This is a genomic window from Pseudomonas sp. M5A4_2d (assembly GCF_053345295.1).
This window is the reverse complement of the sequence record NZ_JBKEZW010000001.1, coordinates 783,730-797,926: the sequence shown is the minus strand read 5'-3', so window position 1 is coordinate 797,926 and position 14,197 is coordinate 783,730. Positions and strand designations below refer to the sequence as shown.

The window sequence follows — 14,197 nt, the reverse complement described above, 5'->3', positions numbered from 1 at the left end:
TATCAGGAGCAACTGCCATGACCCTTACCACCCTCAAGCACAACGTCCAGCTGTCGGAACTCGACGCCTGGGGTACCGTGGCCGATCTCGGCTCAGAGATCCTCGAAGGCGAGGTGCGTGCCTTCGGCAAGATGACCTTCGGCGCGCCTGCCGATCCGGTCAGCAGTGCTTACTTCGGCACCACCCGGGGCAAGTTCCGCATGGTCTACCCGTTCGCTGAGCAGGCCACAGTGGTGACCGGCGAAGTGGTCCTGACCGACGAATCCACCGGCCAATCCGCGCGCTACAAGGCCGGCGACAGCTGGTTCGTGACCAAGGGCACACCCGTGCTGTGGGAAGTGGTCAGCGAGAGTTTCGTCAAACACTACTTCGCCGTTGCCTAAGGGAGCGTTGCCATGACGAGTTCCCCAGACTGGATCACCGTGGGCGCCCTGGCCGACGGGTTTGCCCCGCAAGCGTTTATCCTGCCCAACCTCGCCGAGCTGGCCGGCAAGACGTTTACCCTGCACTTCGCCAATGGCTGGCAGATTGAGCACCGTTTCGAGCAGGACCGCCTGGCCTGGCAGGCCGCCGACGGGCACTCCAGCGGCAGCGCGCCCTACCGCGCCACCTCGATTCGCCCGGGGTTGTACCTGGTGGACTTCATCAAGCATGAGGCCGGGCAAAGCTGGTCGATCAGCCTGGTGCTGGATACACCGGGCGAGTCGTTTACGGCGGTGATCGGCCGCCTGCCCGAACAATCGGAAACCCACGAGGGCCTTTACCACCGAGCCCTGGCCGGTAAACCGCTGAGCTCGGTGCAGGTCGACTTCCTGCACGGCAGCCTCGACCGCCCGTGGCAAGACGGCCACTGCCTGCATGCGCCAACCGACGAACTACTGGGCCTGCGCAATCAGTACCGCTACAGCCCCAGCGAAATCTATGAGCACATCTACCTCAACCCACGCTTCTATGCCTGGCAATGTTTGAAGGGCGTGGAGCAAGGCTTGTGCGACACCGACCGCTGCCACTACTACAAGATCGCCGAACAGCTGTACCTGTTTGTGTGGCAAGAAAAAATCGTACCCACCCTCGGCCTGGTGCTGATCGACCTGCAACAGCACCGCAGCGACGGCAAAATTTTTGGCTACGCCGGGGCGTCATTCGATGCGCTGTCGAACTTCCCCATCAGCTCCTATTGCCAGGTGCTTAACCGCACGGAGTACCCTCGTGACTGAGCCGCGCACGGTCGTCATCACGGGTGCCGGCACCGGTATCGGCGCTGCGTGTGCGCGGTTGTATGCCGAGGACGGCGCGCGGTTGGTGCTGATCGGCAGGCGCCGTGAGCCGCTGGAACAGGTGGCCCGACAAACCGGCGGGCTGATCCTGGTGGGCGACGCCGCCTGCCCGGACACCTGGGACGGGTTTATCCGGCAGATCCGCGAACACTACGGGCGCCTGGATGTGCTGCTGGCTTGCGCGGGTGGCCATGGCGTGGGCAGCGCGACCCAGACCAGCCCGGCCACTTGGGAAAGTGCACTGCGCAGCAACCTCGACAGCGCGTTCTACAGCGCCCGCGCCTGCCTGCCGATGTTGCAGGAAAGCGCGGGCAATATTGTGCTGATCGGCTCCATCGCCTCGTTGGCGGCAGGGCCCGACGTGTGCGGCTACACCACGGCCAAGCATGCGCTCCTCGGGCTTAACCGCTCTCTCGCGCGGGATTATGGCCCCCACGGCGTGCGGGTGAACACGGTATGCCCGGGCTGGGTGCACACCCCCATGGCGGATGCGGAAATGCAGCCGCTGATGAATGCCTATGGCGATACGCTGCAACAGGCTTATGAACGGGTGTGCGCCGATGTGCCGCTGCGCCGGGCCGCACGCGCCGAGGAAATCGCCAAAGCCTGTCGCTTCCTGGCGTCAAGTGATGCATCGATCATCACCGGGGCGACGTTGGTCGCCGACGGCGGTTCGAGCATTGTCGATGTGCCGACATTGGCCTTCACGCGACTGGAGCCCAGCCATGGTGAATGACCTGGATTTCAGCGGACGTGTGGTGTTGGTCACCGGCGGCGCGCAAGGCATTGGGCTCGGTATCGTCGAAGCGTTTGCCCGACGCGGCGCGCAGGTCGTGATTGCCGACCGCCTGCTCGCGCAAGCCCAGGAGGTTGCCGCCGCACTCTGCGTGCAGGGTTACCGCGTCGAAGCCGTGGGCGTCGACCTGGCGGAGTCAGAGGCGGTGTTCGCCTGTGTTCAAGGGTTGGCGCGGCTGGATGTCCTGGTGCACAACGCCGGGTATTTTCCGCTGACGGCGTTTGCCGACATCACCCCGGCCATCCTGCAACGGACCTTGGCGGTCAACCTGTCAGCATTGTTCTGGCTGACCCAGGCGGCCTTGCCGGCGTTTCGCGCGCAGGGTCGTGGCTGCGTGCTGGTGACGTCTTCGGTCACCGGCAATCGGGTCGGCTATCCAGGGCTCAGTCATTACGCGGCGTCCAAGGCCGGGGTCAACGGCTTTATTCGCAACGCGGCGCTGGAATTGGCGTCGCTGAAGGTGCGGGTGAATGGTGTGGAGCCGGGCATGATCGCCACCCCGGCGATGGGCAACCTGGGCGACGCCGCGCTGAATGCCAGCATCGCCAGCCGCGTGCCGCTCGGGCGCCTGGGCTCGGCGGCGGATATCGCCGGCGCCATGCTGTTTCTGGCCTCCGATCTGGCTGGCTATATCACCGGCCAAACCCTGGTGGTGGACGGCGGGTCGACCTTGCCGGAAGTCTGAAACCCGGCTCGGTTCCAATGTGGTCGCAAGCCCCGCCCCACATTAGCGTTGAAGACCCGGGTTATGCTCCCGCTGCCTGCAACCGGCTGGACCGGAAATCCTTGGGCGACACCTCGAATTGCTTCTTGAACGACCGGCTGAAATGCGCCGAGTCAGTAAAGCCCCACTTGTAGGCAATCGAGGTGATCGACTCACTCCTGAGGAACGGGTTGGTCAAATCATCCGCGCTGCGTTTAAGCCGCGCCCGCTGGATATAGCGACAGACGCTGTCGTCTTGCTCCTCAAACAACCGGTACAGGTGTCGCACCGAAATATTCAGCCGATTGGCCAACCCGATCGGGCTCAGGCCGGGCTGGCTGAGCGACTCATCAATCACCTTCTGCACATAACTGCGCAGGTTATTCCCCTGCAACGCCGCCAAGCCTTCACGGCACTCATCGCCCTGCTCCAGGGCCGAACCCAGCAGCGAGACGAACGCGGTTTGCAGCGCCTCGACTTCACCCGCACCGTCCGCCGTGTCGTCCTTGCACAACTGGTCCATCAGCACATGCAGCATGCGCCCACAGGCTTTGGTCGAAGATATCTTGCCGAAGGCATGGGCATCGCCGCCCAGGTGCTTGCACACCTCAGGGCGCGACAGCGACAACGAGGCATGTTCAATGAGGCCGAAGGGGGTGATTTCGATAGAGCCCACAGAGTCCATCAACAGCATCTCGCCGGGCGCCAGTTGCAGGGTCTGGCCGTTCTGCACGATCTGCGAGTAACCACTGCGCTGGCTGACGAGGAAACAATCCTGGTCATTATCGTGGTCGGCGTGGTGCGCCGGGCGCTTGATCAGCCCGGCATTGGTGCGCAGGATCGCCAGGCCACGCGGCAAGTTGTTGATCTCGCCGATAAACAGCGAGCGGTTGAACGCCAGTTCAGTGTCGAAATGACCGCACGCGGCGCGCAGCTCGTGGTTCCAGCTGTCCAGCCCGTCGTGTGCATGCTGTGGGATGCTCATGGGGTGCCTCCGCAATGGTTTTTTTTGTTGTTCTGATGCAATAGTTAACATGTTATCTATATGCACGCAACAACTACCTGTTTGCCATTACGAAAGCACTATTGATGCCAATCAGAGGTTCGACAACACCCGCTGCAAGCCGGCCATCGTCGCCAGTAAATGCCCGCGCTGCACCGGGCTCAGCGCGATGTAACGCCGAAACGCCGGCAGCCGATTGACCACCTCGCTGCCGCCCATATGCTCCAGGCGCAGGCACCATTGCTGGTCGTGCAGTTCGATACGCAGGCGCTTGAAATCCAGCGGCATCAGCGCCTGGAACAATGCGTCGTCGGCCAGCAAGCACGCCTGTAACTCACGGGCCAGCGCCGGGTTGCCGGAGCGGCGGCGCACGCAAACGCCCCGGCGTCGAATCGCGCCGCCATGATGCACCTCGAAGCTCGCCGTGCCCGCTGTCGACGCGGGCACGCGCAGTACAAATTCGGTCATCACCATGTGCATCAACAACTGCGATTCGGCGCGCTCGACAATTTCCAGCGCCACCTCATCCACACACACTTTTACCTGTGTCGCGGACAGCCGCTCGACGTTCGCCAGCCCCAAATTACGCCGCAGATGCTCCAGGGTCACGCCCGGCCGATACCCCGCCGGAGCGCGATCAGCGCGAAGCAGCTCAAACAGTTTTTGCCGCAAAGTCGCCATAACCATCATCTGGGAGCCCCGGTTCGTTGCTGAATTCCTTGGCCAGCACCTCCTCCACGGAGGCCGGCTTGAAGGGGTTGACCTTCTGCACCACCAGGGTCCAGAACAACGCATACGCTGCGGTGATGGCGAGCATCACGCCAAATGGCACGTAGATATCGGCCGGGTTCATGCCCGGTGGCGTGATGAACCACATGCCCAAAAGGATGCCGATACTCGACACGATCTGCGGCAGCGGGAACCACGGCGAACGGTAGGCCCGTGGCAAATCCGGCCGGCGAATACGCAGGATCACCACCGACACCGTCACCAGCAAATAGGCAAAGCTCCACGCACACACCGCCGCCAGCACCAGGTGCATGATGTTGTCGGTGTTGCCGCCCAGGTACAACGCGTGCAGGCAGGGAATCAGCATTGCCACCAGGATGCACAGCAGCGGCGTCTTGAAGCGCGGGTGCAGGTAGGTGAAGACCTTGGGCAACGCGCCGTCCACCGCCATGCCATAGAGAATGCGTGGCACGCCTGCCATCAGGGTGTTGATGGTTGCGGCGCCGGCAAACAGAAAACCGATGCCCAGCCACATCGGGCCGATCTGCCCCATCACCTGCTCGGCGAACTTGGGGATCGCCATGGGCGTGTCCAGCAAGTGCACGCCGGAAGCGGCGTCCAACACGACGTTTTCCACCTGGCGCTTCATCGCCGCGCCATAGATGAACATGCACGTGGCCACGCCCACCAGCCCGAGCATCATCGCGCGCGGCATGACCTTGGCCGACTGGCGCAGGTCCGGCGCCAGCGGCGTGACGAACTCACAGCCGACAAACATGAACATCGCCATGCCCACCAGCGACAGCACGGTAATCAGGTCGGTGCCCACCAGTGATGCACCGAACCAGCCGTCCAGTTGCACCGCCGGCGCGGCAATCAGGCCCAGCACGCCAAACACCATCAGCGTGGTCCACATGCCGAAGGTGAGGATAATCTCCGCCCGGCCAAACGCGCTGACGCCAAAGGCATTCAACACACCGAAGACAATCACGAAGCCCACGCCAAGCAGCCACGAACCGCCGGCCGACTCAGCCAGGGTATTGAGGTGCTCGAAGTTCACCAGGGCCATCACCCCGGCCAGGATGGTCTCGGCGGTGCCGGCAAACACATGCACGATCAGGTAGGCCGACAAGGTGCCGGTGATCGCAAAAAACCGGCCCATGCCGCAGTTGATGTAGTCGTACACCGAACCGGTGGTGGGCAGGATAGAAGCGGCTTCGGCGAACGTGGTGGCCTGGGCCAGCATCATCACCACGGCGATCAGCATCGCCAGGGCAAATGCGCTGCCGCCGATGCCAAACCCCATGGTGGCGGTAAGTATCACCGGGCTGGCCATGATCAGGCCAATGGTGCTGGCCAACGCGGTGGGGAAACCTACCGTGCCCCGGTTGAGGTGCGCGGTGAGTCGGTCGTTGATCGACATGGTGGGGTCCTCGAAAGCGGTTTTTTTAAATGTGTCGGCACTGTGCGCCCCACCCGAGTTGATCGTCTTGCCCCTGTCTGCCGCCGGTTTTGTTGCTCCCTGCCACGGCCTGCCGCCTGGCGGCCAGGGTCAACTCCCTGGCACGCAAATGAAAGACTTGGGCGCCCACCGCTCGCCCTAATGCGCCCTCACTCTTAACCAAGATGGGGACAATAACAATGGAGCACACACTGAAAAATCGCCGCCTGCGCCAGGCGGTCGGCCTGGGCATGGCGTTGCTGGTCTGCGAGGTTCAGGCGATCGAGCTGTATGCCGATGCCGACACCAAAGTCACCGGCAACTTCCTCGCCGTGTACGGGATGTTCAACAGCCCGAAAAACTACGATGGGCGTAGCGGCGGCTCGACCTGGCGCGAGGCGTTCATCAAGTACGGCCTGAGTGTCGAACACAGCCTGGGCAGTTTTGGCGGCGTGTACGGTACGGCCAACCTGGTGAGTTCCGGCACCTGGGGCGATGGTGATGCGTCCGGGGTCACCAACGGCACAGAGCGCACCACCAAGTTTGACGAAGCCTTCGCCGGCTGGCGCTCCGGCGACCTGTTCCCGGGGTTGGGCAAGGACGGCGTAGACCTGTCGTTCGGCCGGCAGATCATCATGCTGGGCGATGGTTTCATCATCAACGACGACGGCCCCAACCTCGGCAAGGGTGTGGGCGACGGTGAGTTCAATCGCGGCGGCGCCTACTACATCGCCGCACGCCATGCCTTCGACCAGACGGCGGTGATCCGCCTGGGTGGCAAGGACGGCGTGCATGGCAGCCTGATGTGGATAAAATCCGACAACCCGGCACAGGCCATGACCGAAATGGCCGCCGGCACCCTGGAATACAGCGCCGCACCGGGTACCCTGGGCCTGACCTATATTCACGGGGTCGACGTGGATGAGCGCTTCGCCACCGACCTGCAGCGCCAGCGCAAAGGCATGAACCTCTACAGCCTGCGCGGCGCCGGAAATGCCGGCATCGACAGCGCGCACTTTGCCTTTGAACTGGCACGCCAGGACCGTCGCGACGCCCAGGAAAATGCCGGTTACGCCGAAGCCGGCTACACCTTCACTGACCTGCCGTGGTCACCGGACCTCACCTACCGTTATGCACGCTATTCAAAAAACTGGGACGCCATGTTCTCAGGCTTCAATCGCGGCTACGGCACCTGGGTTCAGGGCGAGGTGGCGGGCAACTATTCCGGCCCGTACAACAGCAACACGGCAGTGCAGCACGTGGCGCTCAAGGTCAAGCCGCTGGACAACCTCACCCTTGGCGCGCTGTTCTTCGACTACAGCACGGTCAGCACCCGCGGCCAGTTGAACCTGGATGGCCGCGAGCTGGACCTGTATGCCGAATGGGCCGTCAACGAACACCTGTTCATCACGCCGCTGCTCGGCCTCTACAAACCCAACAAGGATGCAGAGACCGGCGGCAACCAGGTCGGCGGCAACGGCACCAATGTCTACAGTCAGTTGGTGGTCGCCGTACCGTTCTGAATCGCCTCGGGCGCGCAGGGACGCAGCGCCCGAACCTCGGCATAGGCGCCTTGATGATAGAGCAACGGTGCGCGGCCGAAGTCATCGAAGGCCACCACCTTGCCGATCATGATCCAGTGGTCGCCGCCGTCCACCTGCTGGTACTTCTCGCAGTGAAACCGCGCCGAGCAATCGGCAAACACCGGCGAGCCACCCTCCCCCGGCTCGTATTCGATCAAGGCGAAGCGGTCTTCACGCGGGCGCGCAAAGTTATTGGACAAGTGCACCTGATCCGCCGCCAATACATTCACTGCAAAGTGACTGGCTTCCTCAAACACTTCATGGCTGTTGGAGCGTTTGTCGATGCTCCACAGCACCAGCGGCGGATCGAGTGACACCGAGTTGAAACTGTTGGCGGTCACGCCCACCTTGCGCCCGGAGGCAGTGGCGGCGGTGACCACGGTCACGCCGGTGGCGAAGTTGCCCAGGGCGCGGCGAAAGGCCCGTGGGTCGAAAAGGCTGCTGTCAGACATGCAAGACTCCCGGGCGACCGCGCACGGTCACCCTGATGGTTATTGTGGAAGAACCCGTCACACCATGCTCGGGTCAGGTTCAAGGCCCATCAGCTCACGGCCGAGGATCTGCGCGCAGACATCGTAGTCGGTGTAGGCATGAGCGCCGGTCATATGGGAATCGCGGAACAGGCGCTGCATCTCGTTGTGTTCGAACCAGGCATTGCCACCTGCGGCAGCGAACAGGCGATCCACGGCTTCGATGCACATTTTGGTCGCGTAGGCCTGGTTAGTGCGCCAGAACGCCAGCGTCTCGCGGCTCGGGTAACGGTGCGCGGCGCTGTGCTCGGCATGCTCCTGCCAGGTTTTTTCGAGGAATGCGCGGGCGGCCGCCACCTGGTGGGTGGACTCGGCCAGGCGCATCAACGCAGGGGTAGCCGCGCCAACGGCGGCGCCGGTGTAGGCGCGCACGCGGGTTTTGGTTTTTTCGCGAAACACCTCCAGCATGCGTTCGGCCACGCCCAGGCTCACGGTCGAGAAGCCGCTGGCGAAATACGGCCGGTACGGTGCGTAAAAGATCTTGCTGTCGGGATAGAGACCAAAGCCTGCGGACTTGCCTTCCATCATGTCCTTGGCCTTCTGGATCCGGTGTTCGGGCACCCAGGCATTGTCGATGATCAAGGTCTTGGTGCCACTGCCTTTCATGCCGGCGGCGTACCAGTCGTCACGGATCTGGTAGTCACTGCGCGGCAACACGGCAAAGCAATAATCCTGGGTGCCTTCGGTGTTCTGCCGACGACAGCCGACAATCGCCCACTCGCCATGGTCGCAGCCGCTGCTCCAACCCATTTCACCGCTCAAATGCACACCGCCATCGCCCTCCACCACTCGCCCGAACGGCGCAATACTGCTGCTGGCCGTGGCATCCGGGTTGGCACCCCAGATTTCCTGCTGCAAGGTTGCCGAGAACAACGCCAACTGGTGACTGTGGGTGCACAACAAGCTCATGGCCCAGGCGGTGCTGGCGCAACTGCCGGCGAGCAAGGCAATGCAGTCGGCGAACTCCGGCAGCGACAGCTCCAGGCCACCAAAGGCCTTGGGTTGAAAGGCACGGTGCAGGCCAATGCTTTTGAGCCAGGCGATGTTTTCATCCGGTACCTGGCGCTGCTGTTCGGCGCGCGCGGCATTCGCGGCGATGGCGGGCAGGAGGGGCTTGAGGTCTTCGAGGAGCGGGTTTGGCTTTTTCATGGACGGCCCTGCTTATTATTGGAGGTCCGGCAGGTGCGCCACGTACAGGCACGGCGCCGGATGCAGGGCCAGTATCGAACGCATTGCACGGGCGCAAAATGCACATTCGGCAGGCAAGGTTGTACTTTTCATAGACGTGGCAGGCACAGACATAAGGCGCGGCAGGCACAGTCAAGCGCTGCCTTCGCGCGTTGGCTACCCTCGGGTTTTCCTTTGTGAACTGCCAGGAACCTGCCATGAGCGATATCCCGCTGCTGCCCCAAGTCGAAGCCTTTTTGCGTCGCCAGCATGGGCTGTTTATTGACGGCGCCACCGTGCACAGCCATGCCAGCCAGACGTTGACAGTAACCAACCCTGCGACCGGCCAGGTGATCGCCGAGTTCGCCGATGCGGACCTCGCGGATATCGATGCAGCCGTGGCCTCCGCCAACCGAGGGTTCCAACGATGGTCCCAGGCCGCACCGGCCACACGCGGCAACGTGCTGCTGAAACTCGCTGACCTGCTGGAACACAATCGCGAAGAACTGGCGCAGATCGAAACCTGCCAGTCGGGCAAAATCATCCAGATTTCCCGCGCGTTCGAGGTCGACCAGGCCGCGCACTTCCTGCGCTATTACGCCGGCTGGGCCACCAAGATCAGCGGCCAGACCCTCACACCGTCGTTGCCCTCCTTCAACGGCGAGCGCTACACCGCATTTACCCTGCGCGAGCCGGTGGGCGTGGTGGTCGGTATCGTGCCGTGGAATTTCTCGACCATGATCGCCATCTGGAAACTCGCTTCTGCGCTGGTGACCGGTTGCAGCATCATCATCAAACCCAGCGAATTCACCCCGTTGACCATCCTGCGCATCGCCGAACTGGCCATTGACGCCGGGCTACCGGCGGGCGTGCTCAATGTGCTGACCGGCGGCGGGCACGTCGGCAAAGGCCTGGTGGAACACCCCGGCACCCACAAAGTGTCGTTCACAGGTTCCGTACCCACCGGTATCGCCGTGGGCCGCAGCGCCGTGGGCGCCGGCCTGACCCGCGCGACCCTGGAGCTGGGCGGCAAAAACGCCGCCGGTTTCTTGCGTGACATGGACGCGGACAAGGCGGTGGACGGGATTATCGAGGCGGGCTTTTTGCACTCAGGGCAAATCTGCGCGGCGGCCGAACGCTTCTTCGTGCACCGCTCGCAGATGGACGCCGTGCTGGAAAAGCTCAGCCAGCGCCTCAGCCGACTGAGAATTGGCTCGCCCCTGGACGAACGCACCGAATTCGGCCCGGTAACCCACCAGCAACACCAGCAGAAACTGCTCGGCTACTTCCAGCAGGCCCGCGCCGAAAACAACACGATCATCCACGGCGGCAAGCTCATCGACCGGCCCGGCTGCTACGTCGAGCCCACTGTGATCCTGGCCAACAGCGTCAACGACACCCTGCTCAACGAAGAAACCTTCGGCCCCATCGCCACCTTCCTGCCCTACGACAGCGAAGACGAATTGCTCGCGCTGATGAACAACAGCCCCTACGGGTTGAGTGCCAGCCTGTGGACCCACGACCTCGGCAAGGCATTGCGCATGATACCGGCCATTAACGCGGGCACCGTGTGGGTGAATATGCACACCCTGCTCGACCCGGCCGTGCCGTTCGGGGGCAATCGTTCTTCGGGGGTTGGACGGGAATTTGGCAGTGCGTTTATCGAGGATTACACCGAACTTAAGTCAGTGATGATTCGGTATTGAGGCTGCTTGGCATCGCCACCTGCGCCTCAATATCGATCAACCACTCCGACGCTGACAACCGATTGACGATAATCCACGAAGACGGCGGCGGGTTGCGTGGGAAACGCTGGCACGGGGCTTGCGCTATCGGCTCCTGCCGATCGCGAGCGTGCTAGGCGATATACAGCCGCAGCATGATCACATGGGCAAGCTCGCCGCCGACCGCGGCCAACACCTTTTCGCCATTGTCCAACGCGATGGCGGTTTGCTCAGCGATGCCAGGCCCGACGGTTCGCACTTCGGCGACGTATTACGACCCTATGCCTGCCCAACGTTTTTCGGCCCACTGCTTGCCGAGGGCCAGCATGGCGTACTCGTCCTCGACTGTGCCGCTGACAAGCACTGATCAACGTGCGCCGTCAGGGGTAAAGAGGCATTGCATCGGGCGTGTTCGCTAGGCTGGAGTTAATGCCCCATCGCCAGGTTATAGGGCGAAAACCCCGCAAAACTCCACCTCAACGCCAATGCCGCCGGGCGGCGCACCACCTGCTCCACGGTCACCGTCCACAACCGCTGCGCCCCCTCAAACGCCGCCACTTCGGGGCCGCCGAGAATCAGCGAGGTGCGCCCGGCCACCTGCATCACGTCGCCCGATTCGAAATCGATAAACAACAACCCCGCCACCGGGTTCGCCAAAAGGTTGCCCAAAGTATTGAAGAATAGATTGCCGGCGAAGTCAGGGATGGTCAGCACGTTGCCGTCGACGTGCACAAAACCGGTATTGCCGCCGCGATGGGAGACGTCCACCGAACGTTGGCCTTCCACGTCCACAAAGCTTGCGACGAAGAAGGTGTCGGCGTGGCGGATCATGGCCCGCGCCGTATCGTCCAGACTGCTGGAGCACTCGGCCAGGGTGCCGGGTTTGCGCGCAATCGCATCGATCGGGCGCAGCTGGATGTACTTGGGGCAGTTTCCGAACGTGTGCACGACGTCGACCGAGAAACCCTCCCGATCGAGGCGGCCGATGCAGCCATTTATACGGTTGCGACGCCGGGTGTTGAGGTCAATGCCCAGCAGGCCCACCGACGCGCCACTGAGTATTGCAGGCAACGCCGGGTCGCCCTTGGACGGCATGCTGTCGACCTGTAACGCCTGCGGATTCGGTGAATGGGCAAACCCCGGCGCGCCTTCCAGCAGTGTCGCCCACGGGGTGCCCTGTTCGTCCACCACACCGAGCACCAGATAAGGCAGCAACGGATAAAAATCCCGATGCTGCTCCGGCAAATGATCACGGATCACCTTGGGCCCGACCACTGCCATGCGCTCGGCAACGCCGGCACTTTCCTGCATCTGCCGTTCGCCGGCATGCCAGGGGGACTGTTCGATCAGGTTCATCGCGATCACCTCATAGTCAATGTGCAGAGGCTAAGCCCAGCCAACCATCGAGAGAATACCCACGCCAGGCAATCCACTATTACGCCAACTGAAATGCCGGATGTTCACGCAGCGCTTCCACGCAGTGGTCGACAAAACTGCGCACGCGCATCGGCGCATTGCGGCCCTCGCGGTAGACCACGTGCACCGGCAACGGCGGCCCTTCAAAAGCTGGCAACACGCGGCGCAATTGGCCGCTCACCAGATGTTCGTGAACCGAGTAGCTCAGGCAGCGTATCAATCCTGCACCGTGCACGGCCGCATTGATCGCCCCTTGTACTGTGGCGCAACTCAAGCGCGCGTGCGCCTTGAGTGAATAACCTTGAAAGGCCCAGTGCACCCAATCAGCGTTGGCGATCAGGTGGTGGCGATTGAAGTCATTGGGGTGCATCGGCTCACCATTAGTGGCGAGGTAGCCGGGGCTGGCGCAGAGGATAGGCCGCACCCTCCCCACCAACCGGGCGATCAGCGACGAGCTGGGCAGCTCGCCCACCAGTACCGCCACGTCCAGCCCCTCTTCGTGCAGGTTGGGGTAATAGTCGTGATAGTGGGCGACGAGGCGCACGCCAGGGTAACGGTCCATGTAAGCCGCCAACACCGGCGCCATCACATAGTGGCTGAACAGCAACGGCAAAAATACCTGCAGATTACCCTGGGGCTGCACATGCAAGCCTTTGGCCGAGGCCTCGGCGGCGTCCACGGCGGCCAGTAGGCGCACGCAGTCGGTCATGTAGGCGTTGCCCGCATCGGTCAGGCTCACACCCCGCGTAGTGCGCAGCAGCAGCGGCACGTGCAGGCGGGCTTCCAGGCGGGCAATGGCGCGTATCAAGGTTGGACCGGAGACTTGCGCATAACGCGCCGCCGAAGCCAGGCTGGGTTGCCCGGCCAACGCCGCAAACAGTTGCATGTCGCGATACCGTTCCATCAGCCGCGCCGCTTCATCGCCGGGTTCAGGGCCGTGTCCTGCCCGAGGCGTTGGGTGAGGAAGTCGACAAAGGTGTGGATCTTGGCCGGTACGCGGCCGCTCTTGTGAAACACCACCTGGATCGGCAGCGGCGCCGGTTCAAAATCCGCCAACACTATCTCCAGCTCCCCCGCCGCCACCGAAGCCGCGACCTGGTAAGACAGCACCCGCGTCACGCCCCAGCCGAGCCGCGCCAGGTTAATCGCGGCATTGTTCGCCGTGACCACCAAACGCGGTTCGATAGGCACTGTCAGCGGGTGACCCGCGTCGACAAACCGCCACTCACTCACCAACTGGCTGGAGGACGAGGTGACGACCTTCGCTTCGCGCAGTTGCTCAGGCCGCGACGGGCGCCCGTGCTGATCGAGATAACCGGGCGCGGCGCACACCACTCGGCGCACTTCGCCGACCTTGATCGCCTGCTGCCCCGATTCCTGCAAATGGCCGATGCGTACGGCCACGTCGACGCCTTCATCGGTCATGTTGACCACGCGGTCGACCAGCAAGGCGTTGATATTCACCTGGGGAAAGCGGTCCAGGTAATCGCCAAGCACCGGTGCCACATACAGCTCGCCGAATAGCACCGGCGCGGTCACCGTCAAGTGCCCACAGGGGATGGAATAACTGCCCGCCGCGGCTTCTTCAGCTTCATCCAATTCGGCGAGGATACGCCTGCAATCTTCCAGGTAACGCTGGCCGGCCTCGGTCAAGTGCAGGCTGCGGGTAGTGCGTGCCAGCAGTTGGGTGCCGATGCGTTGTTCCATGGCTGCGATGGCCCGGGTCACGCTCGGCGGCGAGGTGTTCAAGCGGCGCGCAGCAGCGGCGAAGCCCTCCTCCTCGGCCACCGCGAGAAACACCTGCATTTCATGAAATCGGTCCATCGGC

General features: G+C 62.9%; 14 protein-coding genes and 1 pseudogene. 7 read left to right on the top strand and 8 right to left on the bottom strand.

Going from position 1 to position 14,197, the window contains the following annotated elements; translation table 11 throughout:
• Window positions 1-17 precede the first annotated feature (17 nt).
• From ACLBW8_RS03740 to ACLBW8_RS03725, 4 genes are read left to right on the top strand one after another with little or no spacing between them, the layout of a single operon-like run.
• Window positions 18-383 carry a cupin domain-containing protein gene (locus ACLBW8_RS03740; protein WP_447804608.1) on the top strand — a complete coding sequence of 122 codons (366 nt, stop codon included), beginning with the start codon at window positions 18-20 and terminating at the stop codon, window positions 381-383.
• Window positions 384-395: 12 nt separating this feature from the next.
• The gene (locus ACLBW8_RS03735) at window positions 396-1,217 is read left to right on the top strand and encodes a molybdenum cofactor biosynthesis F family protein (protein ID WP_064453097.1); all 822 of its coding nucleotides are present in this window, start codon (window positions 396-398) and stop codon (window positions 1,215-1,217) included.
• Window positions 1,210-2,013, top strand: coding sequence for an SDR family NAD(P)-dependent oxidoreductase (locus ACLBW8_RS03730; RefSeq protein ID WP_064453098.1), 804 nt, complete (start codon window positions 1,210-1,212; stop codon window positions 2,011-2,013). Before ACLBW8_RS03735 ends, ACLBW8_RS03730 begins: the two co-directional genes overlap by 8 nt.
• Complete coding sequence (locus ACLBW8_RS03725; RefSeq protein ID WP_064453099.1) at window positions 2,003-2,758, top strand: SDR family oxidoreductase; 756 nt, start codon at window positions 2,003-2,005, stop codon at window positions 2,756-2,758. Before ACLBW8_RS03730 ends, ACLBW8_RS03725 begins: the two co-directional genes overlap by 11 nt.
• A 61-nt stretch (window positions 2,759-2,819) precedes the next feature.
• On the opposite strand, the gene feaR is transcribed toward ACLBW8_RS03725, so the two are convergent.
• The 3 genes from feaR to ACLBW8_RS03710 all read right to left on the bottom strand — a co-directional run bounded on the left by feaR (window position 2,820) and on the right by ACLBW8_RS03710 (window position 5,931).
• A complete protein-coding gene (gene feaR / locus ACLBW8_RS03720; protein WP_447804607.1) occupies window positions 2,820-3,761 on the bottom strand; it encodes a transcriptional regulator FeaR in 942 nt (313 codons plus the stop codon).
• A 111-nt stretch (window positions 3,762-3,872) separates the two neighbouring features.
• On the bottom strand, window positions 3,873-4,469 hold the full coding sequence (locus ACLBW8_RS03715) for a DUF3156 family protein (protein WP_447804606.1): 597 nt from the start codon (window positions 4,467-4,469) through the stop codon (window positions 3,873-3,875).
• Window positions 4,432-5,931: an APC family permease gene (locus ACLBW8_RS03710; protein WP_221295190.1), complete on the bottom strand. Its 1,500-nt coding sequence runs from the start codon at window positions 5,929-5,931 to the stop codon at window positions 4,432-4,434. Before ACLBW8_RS03710 ends, ACLBW8_RS03715 begins: the two co-directional genes overlap by 38 nt.
• A 218-nt stretch (window positions 5,932-6,149) precedes the next feature.
• Between ACLBW8_RS03710 and ACLBW8_RS03705 the strand changes: the two genes are divergently transcribed.
• Window positions 6,150-7,472: a hypothetical protein gene (locus tag ACLBW8_RS03705; protein ID WP_447804605.1), complete on the top strand. Its 1,323-nt coding sequence runs from the start codon at window positions 6,150-6,152 to the stop codon at window positions 7,470-7,472.
• 32 nt (window positions 7,473-7,504) lie between these two features.
• On the opposite strand, the pseudogene ACLBW8_RS03700 reads toward ACLBW8_RS03705, so the two are convergent.
• Both ACLBW8_RS03700 and ACLBW8_RS03695 read right to left on the bottom strand, forming a co-directional pair.
• Window positions 7,505-7,984: pseudogene (locus tag ACLBW8_RS03700) on the bottom strand (flavin reductase family protein); the annotation flags it as partial.
• 57 nt (window positions 7,985-8,041) lie between these two features.
• A complete protein-coding gene (locus ACLBW8_RS03695; protein WP_064453105.1) occupies window positions 8,042-9,211 on the bottom strand; it encodes a p-hydroxyphenylacetate 3-hydroxylase oxygenase component in 1,170 nt (389 codons plus the stop codon).
• A gap of 236 nt (window positions 9,212-9,447) precedes the next feature.
• Here ACLBW8_RS03695 and ACLBW8_RS03690 point away from each other — a divergent pair, with 236 nt between their 5' ends.
• Together ACLBW8_RS03690 and ACLBW8_RS03685 are read left to right on the top strand one after the other, a co-directional pair.
• A complete protein-coding gene (locus ACLBW8_RS03690; protein WP_447804604.1) occupies window positions 9,448-10,935 on the top strand; it encodes an aldehyde dehydrogenase family protein in 1,488 nt (495 codons plus the stop codon).
• Window positions 10,936-11,116: 181 nt separating this feature from the next.
• A complete protein-coding gene (locus tag ACLBW8_RS03685) occupies window positions 11,117-11,320 on the top strand; it encodes a hypothetical protein (protein WP_447804603.1) in 204 nt (67 codons plus the stop codon).
• Between the two features lie 59 nt (window positions 11,321-11,379).
• On the opposite strand, the gene ACLBW8_RS03680 is transcribed toward ACLBW8_RS03685, so the two are convergent.
• The 3 genes from ACLBW8_RS03680 to ACLBW8_RS03670 form a co-directional block, all read right to left on the bottom strand.
• A complete protein-coding gene (locus ACLBW8_RS03680) occupies window positions 11,380-12,309 on the bottom strand; it encodes a flavin-nucleotide-binding protein (RefSeq protein WP_447804602.1) in 930 nt (309 codons plus the stop codon).
• A gap of 79 nt (window positions 12,310-12,388) precedes the next feature.
• Entirely contained in the window at window positions 12,389-13,273 is an 885-nt protein-coding gene (locus tag ACLBW8_RS03675; RefSeq protein ID WP_221295195.1) for a LysR family transcriptional regulator, read from the bottom strand.
• Entirely contained in the window at window positions 13,273-14,193 is a 921-nt protein-coding gene (locus ACLBW8_RS03670) for a LysR family transcriptional regulator (protein WP_064453109.1), read from the bottom strand. The genes ACLBW8_RS03675 and ACLBW8_RS03670 overlap by 1 nt, the downstream gene beginning before the upstream one ends.
• Window positions 14,194-14,197 lie beyond the last annotated feature (4 nt).

Excerpts from the sequence above, each read along its gene's own strand:
- ACLBW8_RS03740 (WP_447804608.1), top strand. The coding sequence starts at position 18 with ATGACCCTTACCACCCTCAAGCACAACGTCCAGCTGTCGGAACTCGAC.
- ACLBW8_RS03735 (WP_064453097.1), top strand. The coding sequence starts at position 396 with ATGACGAGTTCCCCAGACTGGATCACCGTGGGCGCCCTGGCCGACGGG.
- ACLBW8_RS03725 (WP_064453099.1), top strand. The coding sequence starts at position 2,003 with ATGGTGAATGACCTGGATTTCAGCGGACGTGTGGTGTTGGTCACCGGC.
- feaR (WP_447804607.1), bottom strand. The coding sequence starts at position 3,761 with ATGAGCATCCCACAGCATGCACACGACGGGCTGGACAGCTGGAACCAC.
- ACLBW8_RS03715 (WP_447804606.1), bottom strand. The coding sequence starts at position 4,469 with ATGATGGTTATGGCGACTTTGCGGCAAAAACTGTTTGAGCTGCTTCGC.
- ACLBW8_RS03710 (WP_221295190.1), bottom strand. The coding sequence starts at position 5,931 with ATGTCGATCAACGACCGACTCACCGCGCACCTCAACCGGGGCACGGTA.
- ACLBW8_RS03705 (WP_447804605.1), top strand. The coding sequence starts at position 6,150 with ATGGAGCACACACTGAAAAATCGCCGCCTGCGCCAGGCGGTCGGCCTG.
- ACLBW8_RS03695 (WP_064453105.1), bottom strand. The coding sequence starts at position 9,211 with ATGAAAAAGCCAAACCCGCTCCTCGAAGACCTCAAGCCCCTCCTGCCC.
- ACLBW8_RS03690 (WP_447804604.1), top strand. The coding sequence starts at position 9,448 with ATGAGCGATATCCCGCTGCTGCCCCAAGTCGAAGCCTTTTTGCGTCGC.
- ACLBW8_RS03685 (WP_447804603.1), top strand. The coding sequence starts at position 11,117 with ATGGGCAAGCTCGCCGCCGACCGCGGCCAACACCTTTTCGCCATTGTC.
- ACLBW8_RS03680 (WP_447804602.1), bottom strand. The coding sequence starts at position 12,309 with ATGAACCTGATCGAACAGTCCCCCTGGCATGCCGGCGAACGGCAGATG.
- ACLBW8_RS03675 (WP_221295195.1), bottom strand. The coding sequence starts at position 13,273 with ATGGAACGGTATCGCGACATGCAACTGTTTGCGGCGTTGGCCGGGCAA.
- ACLBW8_RS03670 (WP_064453109.1), bottom strand. The coding sequence starts at position 14,193 with ATGGACCGATTTCATGAAATGCAGGTGTTTCTCGCGGTGGCCGAGGAG.